Here is a 21,313-nt window from a genome sequence, read left to right as displayed (position 1 = left end):
TCTGGAAGATGACAAAGACTGCCCACCAGGGGCCGCAATCAAGCACCGAGGAGACGAAGCCCAAGCTGTCACCGGCGGCCAGGCGCTTCGCCAACGCCACCAGCACCTCCGTTGGCGCCATGCTCGCCAAGATCATCCTGGTGGCAATCGTCGATGCGACAGCCATCTTCGCGGTTTTCACCGCGCTGGGGCGCGAAGCCTGGGCGATCGCCTCGGCGATCGCCGTGATCACCGTGCTGATCAACGTGATCTACTTCAAGCGCGGCTGGCTGCCGGCCAAGTACCTGCTGCCGGGCACCATCTTCCTGCTGATCTTCCAGGTCTTCGTGATCGGCTACACGGGGTACATCGCCTTCACTAACTACGGGTCGGGACACAACTCGGACAAGGACGATGCGATCACCGCGCTGCTGCAGTCCAACCAGAACCGCGTCGAGGGAAGCGCTGGCTACCCGGTGTCCATCCTCGACGGGCAGGACGGGCTGGCGATGCTCATCGAGCGCGATGGCCAGCAAATGCTCGGCGACGCGGATAAGCCGTTCGCCCCGGTCGATCCTGCAGCCCTGGGGGACTACTCCGAACTGGGCTTCGGCGACCTGCTGGGTCGCCAGCAGGAGGTCACCTCGCTGACCGTTCCGGTCAGCGAGAACCCTGCCGATGGCACCCTGCGCACCAGCGACGGGCGCACCGCATACCAGTACACCTCGTCCCTGAAGTACGACGAAGCCGCCGACACCATGACCGATCGGAAGACCGGCGTGGTGTACCAGGACACCGGCGTCGGCGCGTACACCGCCGAAGATGGCACGCAGCTGATGCCCGGCTGGTCCATCAACGTGGGCTTCGACAACTTCACCCGCGCGGTCACCGACTCCTCGATCCGCAACGCCCTGTTCTCCGTCACCGTGTGGACATTCGCCTTCGCCTTCTTGTCGGTGGCAACCACCTTCTTCCTGGGCCTGTTCCTCGCAATCGTCTTCAACGACATGCGCATGAAGGGGCGGAAGATCTACCGTGTCATCTCGATCCTCCCGTACGCCTTCCCGGCGTTCTTGGGCGGCCTGGTCTGGGCCGGCATGCTCAACCGCGACTTCGGTTTCATCAACCAGGTGCTGCTGGGCGGGGCGCAGATCCCGTGGCTGACCGACCCGTGGCTGGCGAAGTTCTCGGTGCTCTGGGTGAACCTGTGGCTCGGCTTCCCGTACATGTTCCTGGTCTGCACCGGCGCGCTGCAGTCCATTCCGGATGAGCTCTCCGAAGCGGCCACCCTCGATGGGGCGAAGCCATTTCAGATCTTCCGCTTGATCAAGCTTCCGTTGCTGCTGGTCTCGGTAGCTCCGCTGCTGATTAGCTCCTTCGCGTTCAACTTCAACAACTTCAACGTGATCTACATGCTCACCGAAGGCGGGCCGCGCCTGCAGGATGCAGGATTGAACGTGGGATCCACCGACATCCTGATCTCCATGGTCTACAAGGTGGCCTTCGTCGGCTCGCAACGCGACTACGGCCTGGCCAGCGCCTTCTCCATCATCATCTTCGTGATCGTCGCGATCATCTCGATTATCAGTTTCAAGCAGACAAAGGCACTGGAGGAGCTGAACTAATGAGCACCCAAATCACCGGCCGTCCCGCGGCACGCGCGCCCAGGGAACGGGCACTGCGGCGAGGCTTTGGCAAATGGTTCGCCACCACCGGCTGGCGCCACCTGATCGGCGTAGCCCTGTGCATCTATGCGGCGTTCCCGTTGCTCTATGTGCTTTCGGCATCGCTGAACCCCAACGGCACCCTGCTGTCCTCCAACGGCTTCTTCACCACCGTCGGCTTCAACAGCTATGTGGAGCTGTTCCAGAACGAGCAGCGTCCCTTCGGTGCTTGGTTCGTGAACACCTTGTTCATCGGCCTGACCACGGCCGCCGCCTCCGTGTTCCTCGGGGCGCTGGCCGCCTACAGCTTCTCGCGGATGCGCTTCACCGGGCGCCGCGTGGGCCTGGTCAGCCTGCTGGTTGTGCAGATCTTCCCCCAGCTGCTGGCAGTGGTGGCGATCTTCATCCTGCTCACCTCGCTGGGAGATGTCTTCCCGGTGTTGGGCATCGACAGCCAGATCGCCTTGATCATGGTGTACCTGGGCGGCGCACTGGGAGTGAACACCTACCTGATGTACGGCTTCTTCAACACCGTTCCAGTGGAAATCGATGAAGCGGCGAAGATCGATGGGGCCGGCCACGCCCGCATCTTCTTCACCATGATCCTGCGCCTGGTGGCGCCGATCCTGGCAGTTGTCGGCCTGCTGTCCTTCATCTCCAGCACCTCGGACTTCGTCATCGCCTCCGTCATCCTGGTCTCCCCGGAGAACCAGACGCTGGCCGTGGGCCTGTACTCCTACGTTTCGGAGGAGTTCACTTCCAACTGGTCGGTCTTCGCCGCCGGCGCGGTGCTGGCAGCAATCCCGGTGATGGCGCTGTTCCTATTCCTGCAGAAGTACATTGTCGGCGGGCTCACCGCCGGCGCAGGCAAGTAGCGCTCGAACACCTCTACGCTGCTCGAAGAGGGGGCAACGCCACTGGCGTTGCCCCCTTTTCCTGCGCTGGCCAAGCGCTCGGAGCACGTAGAGTAAATGGCATGAAGCCCTACCTGCCGCGCGCCGCCCGCAACTATTTGGAGCAACTTCGCCGGGCCTTGGATTTCTTGTCGCTGGAAGAACGCAACGAGGTCATTGAAACGACCAAGCAGGAGATTCTCCGCCTGCCGGGCGGCGGACGCCGCAAACGCGATCTGGTCCGCCTGCTTGGCGAGCCTGCATCCCGTGCGCGCAAATTCGAACGCCATGAGCCCGAAGCCTTGGAGGTCAGCAGCGGCAAGCACTTCCTGACGCGCATCCTGGCATGGCCAATCTTCGCGCTTGCCTTGCTCACCCTGATGGTGGTGCTCTTCGCCCCGCCCCAGACCGCCTTGGTCGAGGGGCAAGGCTTCGGATTTGTTGCCGGGGGAGCAAGCGGCTTCCTGGGGGAACTTGAATTGCTGATCGGCTCGCAGCTGATTTGGCTGGCCTTCATTCCGGCCATCCTCAGCCTCGTGCCGTTGTGGTTTCCGAATATTGCCGGCACCATCATCCAGATCCTAGGGGCGGTGATCATGACCGCCATCTGCGTGGCCGGTGGCGGAACGCTCGCGCTCTACTTCGTCCCGGTCACCGTGCTGCTCTGGGCACAGGTATTCACCCCGCTGCTGATGATGCGTGGTTCCATGGCCAGGCCAGGGCCAGCCTGGCTCATCTGCGCTGCCGTGCTGCTGATCCTTGTTGTCGGGTATGCCAGCTACCAGGGGCTGGCTGGATTCAGCGGTGCACCGTGGCTGATTGCGGCTCCGGCCGCGCTGCTGGCTGTGCTGGCGCTGCTGCTGCCGTTCCGCTGGAAGCTGGCCCATATTGCCCTGGTGGCAGCCGGCCTGCTGGTGATGGCTGCTGGATTCGTCGCCGCGCTGCCCGGAACCTACTGCGCAGTTCTAGCGTGGCCATGGCTGGCTGGCGGGATGGGCTTCGCCGTAGGCCATCTCGCGGTAGCCGCGGGCATGTGGCATGAGCGGGCCAGGAAGTTGCTGGCACTGTTTTAGCGTTTTCAGGTCTTGTGGTGCTTTATGGGATTTTCCATAGGGAATGCGTATATTCTCTTGGCATGGCCGAAAATAAGGAAAAATCCTCTCCTGAACCTATAAAACGAGGTCGCGGGCGCCCGCGCAAGGACTCCGAGTTCCAGACCCTGAGCAAGGATCAGATTGCCCAGAAGGCATTGGAAATAGCCGGTGCCGAGGGCTATGACGCGCTGACCATGCATCGTCTTGCGACCGAATTCAATGTCACCCCGCGGGCGTTGTACAACTACGTGGCTGACCGCCAGGAAGTCATCAACCTCGCTGTATCGCGATTCATATCGATTAATCCGCTGATTGAATTCGACTGCAACGACTGGAAGCGTGGTGTGACCGAAGCCTACAATGCGACGCGCAAGGCCTACCGCGCCTACCCCCGGGCATCGCAGATGGCGCTCGACGAAAAGCTCAAGGTCGAGCCCGGCCCATTCCGCAACGAATTGATGGAACGGATCCTAGCGTTCTACGTGGATATCGGATTGACGCTCAAGCAGGCTGTAGCGCTGGTCCGGGCGCTGGAACGGGACGTCCTGGGTTTCGTGATGCATGTGGATTACTACTACGACCGCCGCTCAAAAGACAGCCTGGACTATGTGAGCTCGCTGGTGCCGCTCCAATTGCTTGACGCCTACCCGGAAGTTCCCACGCCGCTGGCACGCCAATCCCTCGAGTTGCCTCAGCAAGACAGCGACGACCTCTTCGAGGAAGTTATCGAGTTGAGGTTGCTGGCCATTGCACAGATGCTTGAGCTCAATCGCACCGCCGAGAATCCCGAACAGTGAAAAAGCACGTCGACAGGGAATAATAGCCAACCGGCTGGCGCTGTAGGTTGCAGGGCCGCAGGAATCTGCGGCCTGGAATTCGTGTGAAAGTTGGCCCATGTCCCAGAGCAAGCCGCATCCGGCACCAGTTGCTGAAGAACTCTCGGCCGGGGCCCGGTGGCGTTTGCTCGGCGTGCTGCTCGCCGCGATGTTCATGTCCCTGGTATCGGTCAGCATCGTCAATGTGGTTCTCCCCGCTATCGGTTCCACCCTGCACGCTACCGAGGCCGACCTGCAGTGGGTGCTGGCAGGATATGCGCTGACCTTTGGCGTGGTGCTGGTTGCCGCCGGACGCGCCGGGGACCTGCTGGGCCGCGGCGTGATGTTCGTGGCAGGCGTCGCGATCTTCACCGCGGCCAGCGTCCTGGCTGGCCTGGCAGCTGATCCATTGGTCTTGAACATTGCGCGCTTCATCATGGGCATCGGCTCCGGATTGCTCAACCCGCAGGTGATGGGCATGATCCAGCAGCATTTCCGTGGCGCTGCCCGTGGCCGGGCCTATGGCTTGCTGGGCACTGCCGTCGGCTTCTCGGTGGCCATCGGACCGGTGCTGGGCGGATTGCTGATCAACTGGCTTGGCGAAGACGCCGGCTGGCGTTCCACGTTCCTGATCAATGTACCGGTTGGCGTGCTGGCCATTGTCCTGGCGTTGCTGTGGCTGCCCAAGCCGCTGTTCAGCAAGCCAACGAGCAAGGTGGATCTGGATCCAGTTGGTGGTTTGCTGCTGGCGGTAGGCATTTTCGCCCTGCTGCTGCCTTTCGTGCAGGGCCGAGAAACCTCTTGGCTCTGGTCCCTGCTGGCCTTGGCCTTCCTGCTCCTGGTGCTCTGGGTCCAGTGGGAGAAGAAATACAAGAAGCGCGGGCGCGACCCCATGGTGGAACTGGCCCTGTTCAAGATCCGCAGCTTCACCAACGGCACGCTGATCGCCGGCCTGTACTTCATGGGGGTTTCCAGCGTCTGGGTGCTGGTGGCCATCTATGTCCAGCAATCCCAGGGCTTCAGCGCACTTCAAGCGGGATTGATCTGCCTCCCGGCCGCCCTGCTCTCTGCTTTCAGCTCCGATATCGCTGGCCGCTTCGTGATGACCCTGGGGCGGAAATTGGTCATTGGCGGCATCCTCAGCGCACTGTTCGGCCTGCTGGCCACCATTGCCGTGGTGATCCTGGAAGACCGCGGGATGCTGAGCATCTGGTGGATGCTGCTTTCGCTGGCCTTCATCGGAGTGGCGCAGGGCTTCATCATCTCGCCTAACCAGGCGCTGACCCTCATGGAAGTTCCCGTGGCCAACTCCGGCAGCGCCGGAGGCTTGATGCAGACCTCCCAGCGCGTGGGCACGGCCGTGGGTATTGCGGTGATCACCGCAGTCTTCTATGGCATGAATCACGTCGCCGGCTATTCGCTGGCCATGTCGCTCTCCTTCGTCGCCATTTCGCTGCTGGTCTTGGCCACCCTCGTGGTCGGCGTCATCGACCTGCGCCATGGCCATGCCGCGCACGCCAAGCCGGAAGCTGAGGAAGTAGTTCCGGCCAGCACCGGCGCGCAGCGTACGGTGACCGGGGCTATCGAGATCGCCGGGCCGAAGGAACCAACCCAGCCAGTAGACTCCCAGCCATAATTCGGTGCTGGTCAGCGGAGGATTCTGGACCTAGGCTGGGACCATGAAGCGATTCTTCCTGAGCAGCGCAGCAGTAGCTCTGGCCTGTGGCGTTGCCGCCTGCGCATCTACCGGGAGCGGGTCTGGCGCCAGCCAGCCAACCGAAAGCGAGACCAGCGTGATACTGCAGGATCCGGCAGGTTTGTGGGGCAGCAAGGAACAAGGCCAGCCGTGGCTGGAACTTTCAGCGGACGGCAAGGTCGCCGGCAGTGATGGCTGCAACCGCATTACCGGCACATGGAGCGGATCCGAAGAGCTGGAATTCGGCGCGTTGGCTTCGACCAAGATGTACTGCGAAGGCGTGGATGACTGGCTTTCGCGTGCCGCCACCGCCAAGCTGGAGGAGGGCAACAAGATGCTTGTTCTTGACGCCAACGGCGAAGAGCTGGGAACCCTTGCCTATGGTGGCAGCAATTCCTAGCTCGTGCGCCTAGCGCAGACGCTATGCGCTAACGCGGTAACCGGAGATCATCGGGCACTCGAAAGGATCCCGGGCCGATAGTCCTACCTTATTCAGGTAGGTGATGACCTGCGCGTAGGATTCACGGACACTGGCCACCGTGTACGGCACATGGTGTTCGTCGCAGTACTGGCGCACGATGCGCGAGACGCCGGCCAGGTTGGCGCGCGGCATGGATGGGAACAGGTGGTGCTCCACCTGGTAGTTCAATCCGCCGTAAACGTGGGATAGCACGCGGTTTCCCCAGCTGGACTTGGCCATGACGTTGCGTCCGGTCAGTACTTGGCGGGAGAAGAAGTCGATGCGTGCGTCCTGGGGAACCATCGGCATGCCCTTGTGGTTCGGGGCAAAGGATGCACCCATGTAGATGCCGAAAACTGCCAGCTGCACGCCCAGGAAGGCGAAAGCCATGCCTACTGGCAGGAAGTAGAAGACGATGGCTAGGTAGATTCCGATACGCAGTGAAACGCCGGTCATTTCGCGCTTGCGGTTCTTGACCCGCTCAGCCTTGAACAGGTACTTGATCGAGTGCATGTGCAAATTCAAGCCCTCAAGGGTCAGCAGTGGGAAGAACAGGTAGCCCTGGCGGTTGGTGATCCACTTGAGAAGTCCACGCTGGCGCTGGGCATCGGCCGTCTGGAATGAGATGGTATCCCACTCGATATCCGGATCCTTGCCCACGGTATTGGGAGTTGCGTGGTGCTTGTTGTGCTTGTTCATCCACCACTGGTAGCTGATGCCCACGACGATATTGGCCAGGAACTGGCCCAGCTTGTCATTGCGCTTGTGCGAGGCGAGGATCTGGCGGTGTGCCGCCTCATGCGCCAGGAAAGCGAACTGGGTGAGCAGCAGGCCCAAGGCCCCTGCCATCAGCAACTGGAACCAGCTGTCGCCAAGGAGGATGAATCCGGCAACGGTGCCAGCCAGCAGCACCGTCAGCACGATGCCCAGGCCGAGATAGTGCCCGCGTCGGCGGCCAATCAATCCGGCTTCGGTGACCAACTTCTTGACGTGGAAGAAGCTCTTGGGGTCGCCCGGCTTGAGTGTAGGCCCTTGGGAATGGAGTGTTGCAGTGCTGCTCAAGAGAATATCCTTGGGTACTAGGCGTCGACCTCGCAGTCGAAAGAACTGAAAAACTCGGCTCCCATGATGCCAATCCTACGTTGGATTGCTGTGAAATTGCCTATGTAAGACGTGCCCAAGCCAGACCCTAGAAATGGGCAGTTAGTTGCCCTTCGGCAACTTCCCAGTGGGCGGACAGGCGGACATTCTCCAGCAGCCGGCGATCATGGGTGACCAGCAGCAGCGCGCCGGTGTATGCTTCCAGTGCTTCTTCGAGCTGCTCGATGGCCGGCACGTCCAGGTGGTTGGTCGGTTCGTCGAGCACCAGCAGGTTCACCCCGCGCGCCTGGAGCAGTGCCATCGATGCGCGGGTGCGCTCGCCGGGAGACAGCGAATCGACCAATGCAGAGGACTGGTCTGCCTTCAAGCCGAACTTGGCAAGCAGGGTGCGGACCTCGGCAGCGGAGTACTCGGGGACTTTCTGTTCGAAGGCTTCGCCCAACGGGAGATCTCCGGAAAGCTGGCTGCGGGCTTGGTCGATTTCACCGATGCTCACCGAGCTGCCCAAGGAAGCAGAGCCGCTGTGCGGAGCCAGCTTGCCCAGCAGCAAGTTCAGCAAGGTCGACTTGCCTGCTCCATTAGGGCCCGTGATGCCAATCCGGTCCCCGGCGTTGACCTGAACTGACACCGGCCCGAACGTGTAATCCCCGTGGGATACCGAGGCTTCGTTGAGCGTGCACATCACCGAGGATCCGCGCGGGGCCGACGCGATGGAGAACTGCAGAACCCATTCCTTGCGCGGTTCGGCCACTTCCTCAAGACGGGCGATGCGCGATTCCATTTGGCGCACCTTGGCTGCCTGCTTCTCCGAGGATTCGGTGTTGGCACGACGGCGGATCTTGTCGTTGTCCGGCGCCTTGCGCATGGCATTGCGCACCCCTTGCGAGGACCACTCGCGCTGCGTGCGAGCGCGGGAGACGAGATCCGCCTTCTGGCTTTCGAACTGCTCGTAGGCTTCACGCGCGTGGGTCCGCTTGATGGCCCGTTCGGCGAGATACGCGTCGTAGCCGCCTTCATAGGTGGCTACCTGATTCTGGGCCAAGTCCAGTTCGATGATGCCGGTGGTGCAACGGGCGAGGAACTCGCGGTCATGCGACACCAGGATCACCGGTGCGCGCAGGGACTTGATGAAGTCCTCCAGATGCTCCAGGCCTTCAAGATCAAGATCGTTGGTCGGCTCATCGAGCAATACCACATCGAAGCGGGAGAGCAGCAAGGCCGCCAGGGCAACGCGGGCAACTTGGCCGCCGGACAGGGCAGTCATCTCGGTATCGACCGGGAGGGTGAAGCCGAGCTTGGCCAGCACCTCGGGGATGCGGTCTTCAAGATCCATGGCGCCAGAGGCCATCCAGTGGTCGAACGCGGCGCTGTAGGCATCGTCCGCGCCGGGCTTGCCGCTGCCCAGTTCTTCGGCAGTCGTTTCCATGGTGGCTGTGGCCGCGGCGCAACCGGTCCGGCGGGCCAAATACGCGGCAATGGTTTCACCTGGAATGCGATCGTGCTCCTGCGGCATCCAGCCGATGAACGCGGAATCCGGGGCGGTGCTCACGGTTCCGGCCTGCGGGGTTGCGGACCCGGCTAGCAGCGACAGCAACGTGGATTTGCCGGCGCCGTTGGCGCCCACCACGCCATAGACATCGCCGGGTGCGGCGGTGAAGTTCAGATTCGAGAAGAGGGTTCGGTGGGCGTGGCCACCGGCAAGGTCCTTGGCCACGAGCGTTGCAGTCATGGTTCCAATTCTAGTTCCACGGGGACGGGGACTTTACGGGCACGAAGAAATACTGCTGATTTCCCATTCCGACTTCTACGGCGCAGTCCAAGGGGACCAGCCTGAAATGCACCAACGTGCGAGAAGTATCTGCGCAAGGCAAGCATGTTGATTTCTAGTGCTTCGAGCGCAGCAATTCCAGGACCTGGTCCTGGCTGACTTGACCGAAATCCTCGTAGAACGCGCCGACGGCCGTGAAATTGCCTGGGGTGAGAAGTTCGCAGATGCCATTGACATGGGGCGCCAATTCGGCAATCGTTTCTGGGGAAGCCACCGGTACTGCCAGCCTGATGGAGGCAGCGGACAACTCCTGTACGAGATCCAGCGCGGCCTTCATCGTCGCGCCCGTGGCCATTCCGTCATCGCAGAGCAGCAAGTCGCGCCCGGAGAGGTCCGGGCAGTAGTCCCTGAACCTGTCGGTGAGGGCCAGCAGATCGGCGCCGGTTCCGCGTTCCAGGGATTCGAGTTCGTACTTGCCGAAATACTGCAGCGCCCGGCGATAAATGGCCTCGTTGATATGGCGGGAGCTGCTGGACCCATACCGGGCGATGGCGCCGAATGCCAGCTCTGGATTGCTGGGCACCCCGAGCTTGCGCACCGCCACGGCGCCCAGGTCGGCGCCGAGCGCCGTTGCGACTTCGTAGGCGATGGGCACCCCGCCGCGCAGCAGGCCCAGCACCGTGTAGTCTCCGGCGGGCAGCAGAGTGGACAGCTTCATGCCCAGCGCGGCGCCGGCATGGCTGCGGTTTTCGAACACTGTGCTTCTACCTGTAGCCATGGTTCCAGTCTTGCCCAATGGCGCTCGATTGCAAGGGCATCGGTGGAAACATCAAGCATTTAATGTCGCGTGCGGTGATCAGGTGCTTGAGTCGGCAGTCTGCAAAGTCGACGCAAGGGGCATTACGGGCCGGCGTGGGAGCTGCAGTATTTGGGGTTCCACGCGATCCTTAGAGCCCCGGCTGCTGCAGGAGGCCGAGAAGTGTCCTGGTGCGCCGGTATTTTTCGGCCAGCCGCTGCCGGGTAACCGGGTCCAGTTGGCTGGTGCGTTCAGGGTCGGTGTTGTCGGCCAGATCCGCCTGCTTGACCAGCAAGGCCAGCGAGTTGCCGCGTACTTTTGCGCAATACTCTTCCAGGCTCTGCCCTGGACGCTTGCTCAGCAGCTCGACCGCCTCGATGACTGTTTCGGGAATGCCTGAGTTGCGCAGATCCTCCGCGCTCACCTCGCAATCCTCGATCACGTCATGCAGCCACGCGGCCGCGATGGCCTCCGGCGAAGCGCCAAGAGCGCGGGCATGGCCGGCCACTCGTGCCGGATGCCCGATATACGCAGCGCCAAGCTTATCGACCTGGCCTTCGTGGGCGCGGTCAGCAATCGCCTTGGCCAATTCAACTAGCGATTTTTGCTCGTCCATGTTCTGCCTCACTGATCGGCTGTTGCTGATTTACAGATTACGCGTGGCGGGAGGCGGGTTGGCAGGATTTGGCCTGCCAGGCTACGACACTGAACACGTCGTTCCACAGGATCCACTAATGTGTCATTGACTGTAGTGTGTGGCGCACAGTAATGTAGTGGACATGGAAGAGTTCGACACCCAGCTGCAAGAGCTGCGACGCGGCACCGTAGTACTGGCCTGCCTGCAGCTGCTGCGCGGCGCCGGGTATGGCTACAGCCTGCTAGAGCAGCTTGGCGATCATGGTTTCTCCACTGACGCCAACACCCTGTATCCGCTGCTGCGTCGTTTGGAGAAGCAGGGGTACCTCACCAGCGAGTGGAACACCGAGGAGGCGCGGCCACGCAAGTTCTACCGGACCTCGCTCGACGGCATCCGTCTCGCTGACGCGTTGACCACCGAATGGCGATCCCTGACCACGGCGATCGCCTCGCTCACCAAAGAGGAGCACTGACATGACTGCCACCTTGACCGAACGCTACATCTCGGCCACCATCCGGAGCCTGAAACCCGAACTGCAGGACGACGTCCGCGCCGAGCTCGAAGCCTTGATTGCCGACGCGATCGAGGCGCGCACGGACCAGGGTGAGGCCGCGGACGAGGCTGAACGCGAAGTCCTGTCCGAGCTGGGCGATCCCGGCCTGCTTGCCGCGGGCTACGCGGACCGGCCGCTGCACCTGATCGGTCCGAAGTACTACCTGACCTGGTGGCGGCTGCTGAAGCTGCTGTTGTGGATTGTACCGGTCTGCGTGGTCGGCGCGGTGCTGCTGGGCCAGCTGCTCTCCGGAGCTGAGGTCGGCGAGAGCCTCGTCCAGGCGCTGGCCATCGGGCTGCAGGTGGCCGTGCATCTGGTCTTCTGGACCACGCTGGTATTCGTCGTGCTCGAGCGCACCGGCGCGGACACCGGCATGAAGTGGGATGTCGACCAGCTGCCTGAGGTCCAGGAGGATGGCGCCGGACGCAGCGAGCTGATCGCCTCGCTGGTGTTCCTGGCCATCGCCGCCGTGGCGGTGGTGTGGGATGCGGTGCGCGGATTCTTCCCGACCGGCGGCGAGCCGATCGCGATCCTCAATCCGGGACTGTGGCCGTGGTGGATCGGCGCGCTGTTCGGCCTGATGGTGCTTGAAGCAGTCTTCGCTTTCGCGCTTTATGACCAGCGCCGCTGGACTACCGCGCTGGCAGCGCTGAACACCGTGCTTGCCCTGCTCTTCGCGGCCTGGGTGCTGGTCCTGCTGCTGGGCGGCGAGCTGGTGAACCCCGAGTTCCTCTCGTTCATCGCCCAGGCCGGAGGCGAGGAATTCGCTTCCGGGAACGCGGATTCCGCAGGCAACGGGGGAGTCTTCCGGATCCTGGCGGTGCTGCTCGGGTTCGGGATCGCCATCGGGGTCGGTTGGGACATCGCCGATGGCTGGCGCAAGGCGGTGCGCGAACGGCGCGTTGCCCGGGTCTGAATTCCTCGGAAGAACGAAACCAGAAAAAGAAGAATCCCGGGCCATCGGCGAAGAAATTCGCTGATGTCCCGGGATTCTTGTGCTGCAGCTCAGGGAAGCTGCCAAGCTCCAGGTCTAGGGGAGCTTGTCTGGCTTAGAGCTGGTTGCCCAGCTTGAAGCCCTTGGATGCCTGGCCGTGGTACGAGCCGTCCTCGTCACCGGCACGCGTGTAGGAGAAGCCGTCGGCGCCGATGGTGACTTCCAGTTCGGAGTCGTCGGTGCGCTCGACAATTTCCTGCACGTTGCCATCCAGGTCCAGGACCTTCGAGGCCTCAGTGTACCACGAAGGCACAACCGGGTTGCCCCACCAGTCGCGGCGCTGGTTGTCGTGCACGTTCCAGGTGATGGTCGGGTTGTCCGGATCGCCGGTGTAGTAGTCCTGGGTGTAGATCTCGATGCGGTGGTCATCTGGATCCAGGATGTACAGGTAGAACGCGTTGGACACGCCGTGGCGGCCTGGGCCGCGCTCGATGCGGTCCGAGATGCGCAGTGCGCCCATCTTGTCGCAGATCTGGATGATGTTGTGCTTCTCGTGGGTGGAGAAGGCAACGTGGTGCAGGCGCGGGCCGTTGCCGCCGGTCAGGGCGGTGTCGTGCACGGTGCCCTTGCGGTGCATCCAGGCTGCGTAGGTGGTGCCTTCGTCGTCCTGGATGTCCTCGGTGACGCGGAAGCCCAGGTCCTCTAGGTACTTGCGGCCGCGTGGCACGTCCGGGGTGACCTGGTTGAAGTGGTCCAGGCGGACCAGCTCGCCGGCCGAGTACAGGTCGTAGCGCATGTGCAGGCGCTCGACGTGGGTGGTCTCGAAGAAGAACTCATAGGGGAAGCCCAGTGGATCCTCGACGCGCACTGCATCGCCGATGCCCTTCACGAAGCCTTCCTTGCGGCGCTCGGTGCGGCAGCCCAGTTCCTTGTAGTAGGCCTCGGCCTTGTCCACGTCTTCGGTGGAACGCACGCGGAAGGCCATGGCCTTCAGCGCGGCCACTGGGCCCTTGGTCAGCACCAGGTTGTGGTGGATGAATTCCTCGAAGGAACGCAGGTAGATCTGGTTCTCGTCTTCGTAGGAAACATGCAGGCCCAGCACGTCGACGTAGAAGTTGCGCGAGCGCTCAAGGTCGGTGACGACCAGTTCTGCGTAAGCGCAGCGCAGGATATCCGGCGCTGGCACCGAAGGGGTTGGGATCGGGTTTGCGATCTCTTTGCTCATGATGTGCTCCTTTGCAAGCAAAAAATTTAGTGGAGGGAAGCTGGTGCTTCCTAGACGCCGAACTTCGGGGAGTGCGCTTCGTTCAGGGTGATCTGGATGGACTGCTGGGTGGTGTAGAAGTCCACTGAGCGGTAGCCGCCCTCGCGGCCCAGGCCCGAAGCCTTCACGCCGCCGAATGGGGTGCGCAGGTCGCGGACGTTGTTCGAGTTCAGCCACACCATGCCCGAGTCGATCTGGTGCGCGAAGTTGTGCGCGCGCTTCAGGTTCGAGGTCCAGACGTAGGCGGCCAGGCCGTACTTGGTGTTGTTGGCCAGCTCCAGCGCTTCCTCGTCGGTGTCGAACGGGGTGATGGCAACCACCGGGCCGAAGATCTCGTCCTGGAAGATCTGCGCATCCGGTGCGACATCGGCGAACACGGTCGGGGCGACGTAGTTGCCCTCATTCTCGAAGCCTTCGGCGCGGCCGCCGCCGGCCAGCAACCGGCCTTCGTTCTTGCCGATCTCGATGTAGCTCATGACCTTGTCGAAGTGGTTCGGGTGGACCAGCGAGCCGACCTCGGTCTTCGGGTCGCTCGGCAGGCCGACGCGGATGTTCTTGGCGCGCTGCGCAAACTTGGCAACGAAATCATCGTAGATGTCGCGCTGGACCAGCACGCGGGAACCGGCGGTGCAACGCTCGCCGTTCAGCGAGAACACGCCGAAGACGGTGGCGTCCAATGCGGCTTCCAGGTCGGCGTCGGCGAAGACCACGGCAGGGGACTTGCCGCCCAGCTCCAGGGACAGGCCCTTGAAGAACGGTGCGGCCGCGGTGGAGATGGTGGCACCGGTGGAGGAGTCGCCGGTGAAGGAGACCAGCGGGACGTCCGGGTGCTTGACCAGGTAGTCGCCGGCCACGCCGCCGGAGCCGAAGATCAGGTTGAAGACGCCCTCTGGCAGGCCGGCTTCGCGGAAGATCTCTGGCCACAGGGTGGCGGACAGCGGGGTGTAGCTGGCCGGCTTCAGGACCACCGAGTTGCCGGTGGCGATGGCCGGGGCCAGCTTCCAGGATTCCTGCATGAACGGCACGTTCCATGGGGTGATCAGCGCGGCGACGCCGATCGGCTTGCGGTTCACGTAGTTCATCTGGCGGCCTGGGACGCGGAAGGTGTTGTCCACCTGGGCGACGATCAGGTCGGCGAAGAAGCGGAAGTTCTCGGCGGCGCGGCGTGCCTGGCCCTTGGCCTGGGTGATCGGCAGGCCTGAGTCGTAGGACTCCAGCAGCGAGAGCTCCTCATCGCGGGACTCGACGATGTCGGCGATCTTGTGCAGCACGCGGGAACGCTCGCGCGGCAGCATCTTGGACCATGGGCCTTCCTTGAAGGCCTTGCTTGCGGCGGCGACGGCCAGGTCCACGTCCTCTGGCTGTGCCGAGGCGACGGTGGCGTAGTTGGTGTTGGTGACCGGTTCCTGCACGTCGAAGGTTGCTCCGCCGATGGAGTCAACGAATTCGCCGTTGATGTAGTGCTGCAGGTGGGTTGGGAGATTTTCCGGTACGAAGTGCTTGCTCATGGCAGTTCCTTTCGTGCGTTGTCCCGGTGTTTTCACCGGATGGCTTTGGGCAAAACTATGGGTAGTGCAGGGGCTGCTGGCTAGATGGCGCTCGGTGCCATGCCGGCGGCCTTGAGGTAGGCGTTCAGGGTGTGGGCGCGGTGCTCGCGCGCCGCGGCCTCGATCTGCGCCGGGGTGGCGTGATCGGCAATCAGATCCAGCAGCTTCTCGTGTTCCTCAACCGAGGCGCGGGCCCGGTTCGGGATGTGCGTGAAGGAGCTCGCGCGCATCGCCGCCAGGCGCCGCCACCCGCGCTGGACCAGGTCCAGAATGTGCGGGTTGGGGCATTGGCCGTAGAGCAGCTGGTGGAATTCGGTGTTCATCCGGGTGAAGGCCACCGGGTCGAAGTCCTCCAGGCATTGGCGCATCTTCTCGTTCAGCGCCCGCGCCTTGGCGAGCCACTTGGCGTCCATGGCATCGGCGGCCAGCGCGGTGGCGGCCGGCTCGATGACCATCAGCGTCTGCATGGTGTGCAGGTAGAGCGTGGAATCCACATGGGCCACCGTCGCCCCGACGTTTCGGGTGAAGTGGACCAACCCTTCGGCCTCCAGCCGGCGGATCGCCTCGCGCACCGGAACCACGGAGCAGCCCAGCTCATCGGCGATGGTGCCCAGCACCAGCCGATAGCCGGGGGAGTACGCCCCGTTGACGATGCGCTCGGAAACCAGCTGGTAGGCTGCCTCGGACTTGGAAGCAGTCATTACAGCGACCATGAGTCCAGATCCGGGCTGCCTGCGTCCTTCCAGGCGTTGTACTTGGCCTTCCACTCAGCGTTCATCGGGAACAGGCCCTCGATGCCGTGGCCTCGCTTGACCATGGCGAAGATGAATTCGTCATTGGACTCGGTCACCGCTGCCTCGGCGGCCACCTCGGCCACCATGGCTGGCGGGATGACCACGATGCCATCGGAGTCGGCCACGATCACGTCGCCCGGCTGCACGGACACGCCGCCGCAGGCCACGGTGATGTCCTTGTCCCAGGCCACGTGCTTGCGGCCGAGCACTGCCGGGTGGGCGCCGTTGTAGAAGACCGGGATCTGAAGGTTGGATACCGCATCCAGGTCGCGCACGCCGCCATCGGAGATGATGCCGGCGGCACCGAGCTGCTGGGAACGCAGGGCCAGGATGTCGCCCAGGGTGGCCGAACCCGTCTCGCCACGGGCTTCCATGACCAGGATTTCGCCGTCCTTGAGCGAGTCGATGGACTGCTTCTGCATGTTGTAGCCGCCGCCGTGGGCCTTGAACAGGTCCTCGCGGTTCGGGATGTAGCGCAGGGTGCGGGCGGTGCCGATCACGCGCTGCATGCCCTTGGTGGCACCGGGAACCTCGATGTTCACGTTGTTCAACCCGCGCTTGCGCAGGGTGGCGGACAGGGTGGCGGTGGCGACCGAGGCCAGCTGCTCGCGGACCTTGTCGGTCAGCACCGACTTGCCGGTAATCAGGGGTTCCATGCCGGCGCTCTCGCGATCGCCGTAGGCGTCTTCCTTGTCCTTGTCGGTGACCTTTGGCTGGTTGCCGAATGCGGCGAAGGCTTCGGTGCCCTCGATGGCGGTGGTCTTCAGCTTGCCGGTGGATGCGCCGGAAACCAGATCGGTGACCTCGACCTCGACGACATCGCCCGGGAAGAAGACGGTGGAGCCGGCAGGGGTGCCGGTGAGGATGATATCGCCTGGCTGCAGGGTCATCTGCTGGGACAGGTCGGCAACGATGGTGGCGAGGGAGAAGAGCAGTTCGGAGGTGTCGGCATCCTGGGCGAGCTGGCCGTTGACCCAGGTCTGCACGCGCAGCTTGGCAGGATCCAGGGTGGAAGCATCCAGCGCGTTGGGGCCGACCGGGGTGTAGCCGTCGCCGGACTTCGAGCGGATGTTCGAGCCCTTGTCCGCGTACTTCATGTCGTGCACGCCCAGGTCGTTCGATGCGGTGACCTGTCCGACGTAGCTCCAGGCGTCCTCAACCGAGACGCGGCGGGCGGACTTGCCGATGATCAGTGCGATTTCGCCCTCGAAGGCGAGCAGCTCGGTGCCGGCAGGGCGTTCCACGGTGGAACCGCTGGCGGCCAGCGAGCTGGTGGCCTTCATGAAGTAGCTGGGGAACTTCGGGGTGCGTCCACGCTGCGCCGCACGCGAGGAGTAGCTCAGGTGTACGGCCAGGATCTTGCCTGCCTGCGCGAAGGTCTCTTCGGTTACTGGGACAATATTGCTCACCGTTGATCGGCCTGCTTTCGTCGAACATCATCTCGTACATCGAATCGTATACGATCAGTGTGCTCCCAATCTCAGGCGGTGTCAAGCGGGAAGCGGGAATCTTTCGAAACGCCCGCGAGGGAGGGCGGAAAATCCGCGGAATCACAGGAAATTTGACGCAGTCGAAAGTTTTCCAGAATCGTCGAAATCAGGGCATCAGATCGAATGTACGATAGCGCACAATTGCTGACAGGAATGACTTGCGGAGGCCGGGAGCCGGCGGATCTGATATTCCGCTAGGGACCCGTATAGGCTGAAAACCGCGTTAAGAACGGCGCTGGCCTGAGAGAATTCCCCGGCCAGCGCCTCGTGCTATTAAGTTGTTCAAGTGGCAGTGCAGGCCGTGGCCTACACGCGGATGGCATCCACGATCTTCACTCGCGCTGCCACCAGTGCCGGGAGCACGCCGGTGAGCGCGCCCACCGCAATGGAGACTCCCATGCCCAGCAGTGCGGCATCAAGCGGGAAGTGCGGCATCTGGTCCAGCTCGGTAGCGAGCACCATGTTCAGCAAGCTCTCATTGGAAACAAGAGCCACGGAGATCAGTACGCCCAGGGCGCCGGCCACCGCGGTGGCGACCACGCTCTCCATCATGACCGAGAAGAATACACGGCCGGTGGTGGCGCCGAAGCTGCGGCGGATGCCGACTTCGCGAATGCGCTGCTTCATGGTCACCATCGCAACGTTCAGCAGGCTCAGCGAGCCAAGCAGCAAGATGATCACTGCAATGCCGGAAACCACTAGTGCTAGTTGATTCAGGCTCTCATCAGCACCCCACATCAGGTAATCCTCGCGGTGGGAATCGACGGTGAAGCCAGGAAGCTCGGCCTGCATCTGCTGGCCAAAGTGCATAGCCAACTCCTCGGATCCGTCGATAGGCACCCACATCTTGTAGGCCATTTCATTCATCGGGGATTGGCCTGCGAACCAATGGTCATAGGTGGCCGGCAGCATCCACAACTGGCCAGACATCCCGAAGGATCGGGAACTGGCGGTGCCGATGACCGTGACAGACACGGCGTTGCCGTTGCTCACCAAGTCGACGGCGAGCGGCAGGCGCTGGCCTTCCAATCCCAGTTCCCTCATGATGTTCTGGTCAACCACCACGGCGGGTGACAGATTTTGCGCATCCTCGGATTCCAGCCAGCGGCCCTGGCTCATGACCAGTCGGTGCATCGGGGCGTAGTCCGGCTCAACCACCAGGGTTTCCGCTTCAAGGGCCATACCCTGATATGAGACCCGCTGGTCGTAACTGCGGCCGATCATCGTGGTGTAGTCGATTTTGAAGCGCGCGCTGGTCTTCTCGAAAGCCTGCGCCACCGAATCATCACCCTGCGGACCTCCATCCGAGCTCGGATCGAAGGCATAGGTGGTGATCATTGCCGGACGTCCGTCGCGTTCAAGGCTTTCGGTCATCATCTGCCGGGCCATGCCGGCGCCGGCCAAGGCGGTGGTCAGCGATGCCACGGCTACGGTCACGCCAATCAAGGAGAGCAGCACCCGCAATTTGTGGATGCGCAGTTCCTGCCACGCCTCCAGCAATGCTGCGGCAAATCCGGTGGCCAGACGTGCAAGAGCATTCATCGGACCACGACCTCACCGAGCGGATGCAGCCGCCCTGAATCCAGGCGGAACTGCTCACGCGCCAGGGCCGCCACATTGCTGTCGTGCGTGATGGTGATCAGGGCCGCGCCCGAATCAACCGTGGCGGAATCCAGCAAGTCCATGACGGCACGTCCAGTGCTGACGTCCAATGCGCCGGTGGGCTCATCGGCGAGCACCACGCGAGGGCGCCGCACCAGCGCGCGGGCAATCGCCACGCGCTGCTGCTCGCCACCCGAGAGGGTCTGCGGCATGGAATCCAGGCGTCCGTCCAGTCCCACGCGTTCCAGTGCCTCGGTGGCCAGCTTGCGCCGATTCCAGAAATCGCGGCCGCTGGCATACATCAGCGGAGCCATGACATTCTCCAGCGCAGTGCGTCCGGGCAGGAGGTTGAACTGCTGGAAGACGAACCCGAGGTCGCGGCCGCGGGCATGAGCAGCCTGCTTGGCGCTCAGCCGGGCGGCATCCTTGCCGCGCCACAGCAGGCGGCCGCTGGTCGGACGATCAAGCAGGCCCAGGATGTTCAGCAACGTGGACTTCCCAGTGCCCGAACGTCCGACGATTGCTATGTGGTCTCCCTCGGATACGGTGAGATCAATCCCGTTGAGGATATGCAGCTCGCTGTCATCGGGCAGCCGGACGCTGCGCGTGACGTCCTCGAGCTTCAGCAATGGCTCACCACTCATCTGAGTAGGGCTCCATCTGCATCATTTCACCTGGCGCCGGGGTGGATCCCGGGACGAACCGAAGGATTTCGGTCTCGTCCTTCAGCCCGGAAACCACCTCGATGATCTTTCCATCGGTCACGCCCAGCTCTACTTCGGTGCGGATTTCCTTGCCGTTCTCATCCAGCTTCCACACCGCGCCCTGGCCAACCAAGCCGCGAACTGCCGATACCGGTACAGTCACTGCATCCTCAACGGTGCCAGCATCGATTTCCATGTTCATGCTCAGCCCATCAAAGACCACGACGTCAGCTGGAACAGCACAAGAAATCTCGCTGCTTGAAGAGCTCTCCGGGGATTCGCCGGTGGCCATTGGATCCATGGACGATTCCATATCCTGGTCCTGCGTGCTGGAGCTGGATTTCTTCGACGCGCTGTCCCCGACAGACAGATCCTTGCACGTGAAGGGCTCCGGCCCGCCGTCAATAGTGATCATTGCTTCGAGGGTTTCGTCCATCAGGCGGTAGCGATCCAGCGGATCGATCGAACCGGCCGCCAGGAATTCCTGCGGCTGGATGGAGCCGAGGCCCGTGCCCTTGGTGACGTCATCGCCAATCTCGATCTGGAAAGCGCCTACCTTGCCGGTGGCCGATGCGTAGACATCGTGGTACTTCACGACGGGAGCAGCTTCCACCGTCAATTGTTCGCCTTCGGAACCCTCGGTGTCCGAGTCGCTGGCTTCAGCGACTTCCGGCTGGGACTCTGTGCGGACTTGGAAGATACGGTCGCCAAGGGAGACATTGTCACCCGGTTTGACGAAGGCCCAGTTGACGACGCCGTCCACGGGAGCGTTCAGCTCTTTGGATTCGGTGAGCTTGATGGTTCCGGGGATGGTCAGCTTGTTCTCGACCGTTGCTTTTTCGGCAAAAACGGTTTCGGCCGGGATTTCTCCGGTGGGGAACAGGTCGTCGTCGGCGGCGGAAGTACCGCCGGCAAACGCGAGCTTCACGAGGCTGACGGCGATCAAGGCGCCGATGACCAGCCAGGCAGCGGGAAGGAAAACGCGGCGGAACGCGCGGCGTTGGCTCATAGAGTTGCTCTTTTCACCATACAAAAATTACCCGAGCCAGCAGCAACCTCAAAGCCTAATCAAGAGATACGCGTAACCTTTATCAGATTGAGATGTATTTTTACTTTGCAAGTCAGATCCGGTACTCAAATTACTGGTCGAAGGGTGCAGGTTAATGCTCAATGATTGATAGGGCCTAGGTGCGGAACGTTGCGCCGATGGCCGCGAACGATTCGAAGCGTGCCACGCCCTCTGGGGCTCCAAGCGTTTGACTGGGGGCAGTTGTGGCTCTCGGCAGAGGTGCCGTTAGGAACGCCCATCGTATCGGAACCGAGTGGCGTTTCGCTGAATGGCACACTCTTTAAGGCCTTGGCTCGGGTATCAGGCGATGCGATTCCGGGTGTCCATGATTCCTGGGGACCGAGGATAACGATGTTGGCAAGCGCGTTTATCCAATGACGAAAGAAGTGATTTGCTTACTTCACTTGTCGGTCTGCCGAATCAAGTTGTCCTGAATTGCTGGTAAAACGCTGA

Annotated in this window: 19 protein-coding genes; 8 read left to right on the top strand and 11 right to left on the bottom strand. The window is 62.4% G+C overall.

Translation table 11 applies throughout. The features are described 5' to 3' along the window. Positions 1-8 precede the first annotated feature (8 nt). The 6 genes from EKH49_RS08975 (at position 9) to EKH49_RS08950 (ending at position 6,541) form a co-directional block, all read left to right on the top strand. Positions 9-1,604, top strand: a complete 1,596-nt coding sequence (locus tag EKH49_RS08975) for an ABC transporter permease subunit (protein WP_128470572.1) — start codon at positions 9-11, stop codon at positions 1,602-1,604. Then, positions 1,604-2,518: a sugar ABC transporter permease gene (locus EKH49_RS08970; protein WP_128470571.1), complete on the top strand. Its 915-nt coding sequence runs from the start codon at positions 1,604-1,606 to the stop codon at positions 2,516-2,518. The genes EKH49_RS08975 and EKH49_RS08970 overlap by 1 nt, the downstream gene beginning before the upstream one ends. A 101-nt stretch (positions 2,519-2,619) precedes the next feature. Further along, the gene (locus tag EKH49_RS08965; RefSeq protein WP_128470570.1) at positions 2,620-3,609 is read left to right on the top strand and encodes an HAAS signaling domain-containing protein; all 990 of its coding nucleotides are present in this window, start codon (positions 2,620-2,622) and stop codon (positions 3,607-3,609) included. A 62-nt stretch (positions 3,610-3,671) separates the two neighbouring features. After that, positions 3,672-4,427, top strand: a complete 756-nt coding sequence (locus EKH49_RS08960) for a TetR/AcrR family transcriptional regulator (RefSeq protein WP_128470569.1) — start codon at positions 3,672-3,674, stop codon at positions 4,425-4,427. Between the two features lie 97 nt (positions 4,428-4,524). Continuing rightward, complete coding sequence (locus EKH49_RS08955; RefSeq protein ID WP_128470568.1) at positions 4,525-6,081, top strand: MFS transporter; 1,557 nt, start codon at positions 4,525-4,527, stop codon at positions 6,079-6,081. A 43-nt stretch (positions 6,082-6,124) separates the two neighbouring features. Then, positions 6,125-6,541, top strand: a complete 417-nt coding sequence (locus EKH49_RS08950; protein ID WP_038992131.1) for an META domain-containing protein — start codon at positions 6,125-6,127, stop codon at positions 6,539-6,541. Between the two features lie 21 nt (positions 6,542-6,562). Here the strand turns inward: EKH49_RS08950 and EKH49_RS08945 are convergent, their stop codons facing one another. The 4 genes from EKH49_RS08945 to EKH49_RS08930 all read right to left on the bottom strand — a co-directional run bounded on the left by EKH49_RS08945 (position 6,563) and on the right by EKH49_RS08930 (position 10,882). After that, complete coding sequence (locus EKH49_RS08945; protein WP_128470567.1) at positions 6,563-7,663, bottom strand: fatty acid desaturase family protein; 1,101 nt, start codon at positions 7,661-7,663, stop codon at positions 6,563-6,565. Positions 7,664-7,790: 127 nt separating this feature from the next. Further along, positions 7,791-9,431, bottom strand: coding sequence for an ABC-F family ATP-binding cassette domain-containing protein (locus tag EKH49_RS08940; RefSeq protein WP_128470566.1), 1,641 nt, complete (start codon positions 9,429-9,431; stop codon positions 7,791-7,793). Between the two features lie 154 nt (positions 9,432-9,585). After that, positions 9,586-10,248 (bottom strand): phosphoribosyltransferase, encoded by a 663-nt coding sequence (locus EKH49_RS08935; protein WP_128470565.1) that lies wholly within the window; start codon positions 10,246-10,248, stop codon positions 9,586-9,588. Between the two features lie 169 nt (positions 10,249-10,417). Beyond that, on the bottom strand, positions 10,418-10,882 hold the full coding sequence (locus tag EKH49_RS08930; protein WP_128470564.1) for an HD domain-containing protein: 465 nt from the start codon (positions 10,880-10,882) through the stop codon (positions 10,418-10,420). A 163-nt stretch (positions 10,883-11,045) separates the two neighbouring features. On the opposite strand from EKH49_RS08930, the gene EKH49_RS08925 reads away from it, so the two are divergent. Together EKH49_RS08925 and EKH49_RS08920 are read left to right on the top strand one after the other, a co-directional pair. After that, positions 11,046-11,375 carry a PadR family transcriptional regulator gene (locus EKH49_RS08925; protein WP_073707605.1) on the top strand — a complete coding sequence of 110 codons (330 nt, stop codon included), beginning with the start codon at positions 11,046-11,048 and terminating at the stop codon, positions 11,373-11,375. Position 11,376: 1 nt separating this feature from the next. Further along, on the top strand, positions 11,377-12,372 hold the full coding sequence (locus EKH49_RS08920) for a permease prefix domain 1-containing protein (RefSeq protein WP_128470563.1): 996 nt from the start codon (positions 11,377-11,379) through the stop codon (positions 12,370-12,372). 133 nt (positions 12,373-12,505) lie between these two features. Here the strand turns inward: EKH49_RS08920 and hpaD are convergent, their stop codons facing one another. From hpaD to EKH49_RS08885, 7 genes are all read right to left on the bottom strand, one after another. Next, positions 12,506-13,603, bottom strand: a complete 1,098-nt coding sequence (gene hpaD / locus EKH49_RS08915; protein ID WP_038991538.1) for a 3,4-dihydroxyphenylacetate 2,3-dioxygenase — start codon at positions 13,601-13,603, stop codon at positions 12,506-12,508. Positions 13,604-13,665: 62 nt separating this feature from the next. Further along, a complete protein-coding gene (gene hpaE, locus EKH49_RS08910) occupies positions 13,666-15,162 on the bottom strand; it encodes a 5-carboxymethyl-2-hydroxymuconate semialdehyde dehydrogenase (protein ID WP_128470562.1) in 1,497 nt (498 codons plus the stop codon). An 80-nt stretch (positions 15,163-15,242) separates the two neighbouring features. Next, positions 15,243-15,902, bottom strand: coding sequence for a GntR family transcriptional regulator (locus EKH49_RS08905; RefSeq protein ID WP_128470561.1), 660 nt, complete (start codon positions 15,900-15,902; stop codon positions 15,243-15,245). Then, complete coding sequence (locus tag EKH49_RS08900) at positions 15,902-17,404, bottom strand: fumarylacetoacetate hydrolase family protein (RefSeq protein WP_128470560.1); 1,503 nt, start codon at positions 17,402-17,404, stop codon at positions 15,902-15,904. The genes EKH49_RS08905 and EKH49_RS08900 overlap by 1 nt, the downstream gene beginning before the upstream one ends. Positions 17,405-17,791: 387 nt before the next feature. Further along, positions 17,792-19,027 carry an ABC transporter permease gene (locus tag EKH49_RS08895; RefSeq protein ID WP_128470559.1) on the bottom strand — a complete coding sequence of 412 codons (1,236 nt, stop codon included), beginning with the start codon at positions 19,025-19,027 and terminating at the stop codon, positions 17,792-17,794. Beyond that, positions 19,024-19,731 (bottom strand): ABC transporter ATP-binding protein, encoded by a 708-nt coding sequence (locus EKH49_RS08890; RefSeq protein ID WP_128470558.1) that lies wholly within the window; start codon positions 19,729-19,731, stop codon positions 19,024-19,026. Before EKH49_RS08890 ends, EKH49_RS08895 begins: the two co-directional genes overlap by 4 nt. Continuing rightward, complete coding sequence (locus EKH49_RS08885; protein WP_128470557.1) at positions 19,721-20,800, bottom strand: efflux RND transporter periplasmic adaptor subunit; 1,080 nt, start codon at positions 20,798-20,800, stop codon at positions 19,721-19,723. The genes EKH49_RS08890 and EKH49_RS08885 overlap by 11 nt, the downstream gene beginning before the upstream one ends. Positions 20,801-21,313 lie beyond the last annotated feature (513 nt).

This window comes from Glutamicibacter sp. HZAU (assembly GCF_004100365.1).
In the GTDB taxonomy this organism is placed as follows: Bacteria; Actinomycetota; Actinomycetes; order Actinomycetales; family Micrococcaceae; genus Glutamicibacter; species Glutamicibacter nicotianae.
Note: the sequence above shows the minus strand (reverse complement) of the source record. Positions and strands in the feature narration are given on the sequence as shown.

Excerpts from the sequence above, each read along its gene's own strand:
- EKH49_RS08950 (WP_038992131.1), top strand. The coding sequence starts at position 6,125 with ATGAAGCGATTCTTCCTGAGCAGCGCAGCAGTAGCTCTGGCCTGTGGC.
- EKH49_RS08940 (WP_128470566.1), bottom strand. The coding sequence starts at position 9,431 with ATGACTGCAACGCTCGTGGCCAAGGACCTTGCCGGTGGCCACGCCCAC.
- EKH49_RS08965 (WP_128470570.1), top strand. The coding sequence starts at position 2,620 with ATGAAGCCCTACCTGCCGCGCGCCGCCCGCAACTATTTGGAGCAACTT.
- EKH49_RS08955 (WP_128470568.1), top strand. The coding sequence starts at position 4,525 with ATGTCCCAGAGCAAGCCGCATCCGGCACCAGTTGCTGAAGAACTCTCG.
- EKH49_RS08925 (WP_073707605.1), top strand. The coding sequence starts at position 11,046 with ATGGAAGAGTTCGACACCCAGCTGCAAGAGCTGCGACGCGGCACCGTA.
- EKH49_RS08935 (WP_128470565.1), bottom strand. The coding sequence starts at position 10,248 with ATGGCTACAGGTAGAAGCACAGTGTTCGAAAACCGCAGCCATGCCGGC.
- hpaE (WP_128470562.1), bottom strand. The coding sequence starts at position 15,162 with ATGAGCAAGCACTTCGTACCGGAAAATCTCCCAACCCACCTGCAGCAC.
- EKH49_RS08920 (WP_128470563.1), top strand. The coding sequence starts at position 11,377 with ATGACTGCCACCTTGACCGAACGCTACATCTCGGCCACCATCCGGAGC.
- EKH49_RS08970 (WP_128470571.1), top strand. The coding sequence starts at position 1,604 with ATGAGCACCCAAATCACCGGCCGTCCCGCGGCACGCGCGCCCAGGGAA.
- EKH49_RS08905 (WP_128470561.1), bottom strand. The coding sequence starts at position 15,902 with ATGACTGCTTCCAAGTCCGAGGCAGCCTACCAGCTGGTTTCCGAGCGC.
- EKH49_RS08930 (WP_128470564.1), bottom strand. The coding sequence starts at position 10,882 with ATGGACGAGCAAAAATCGCTAGTTGAATTGGCCAAGGCGATTGCTGAC.
- EKH49_RS08975 (WP_128470572.1), top strand. The coding sequence starts at position 9 with ATGACAAAGACTGCCCACCAGGGGCCGCAATCAAGCACCGAGGAGACG.
- EKH49_RS08890 (WP_128470558.1), bottom strand. The coding sequence starts at position 19,731 with ATGAGTGGTGAGCCATTGCTGAAGCTCGAGGACGTCACGCGCAGCGTC.
- EKH49_RS08885 (WP_128470557.1), bottom strand. The coding sequence starts at position 20,800 with ATGAGCCAACGCCGCGCGTTCCGCCGCGTTTTCCTTCCCGCTGCCTGG.
- EKH49_RS08895 (WP_128470559.1), bottom strand. The coding sequence starts at position 19,027 with ATGAATGCTCTTGCACGTCTGGCCACCGGATTTGCCGCAGCATTGCTG.
- EKH49_RS08960 (WP_128470569.1), top strand. The coding sequence starts at position 3,672 with ATGGCCGAAAATAAGGAAAAATCCTCTCCTGAACCTATAAAACGAGGT.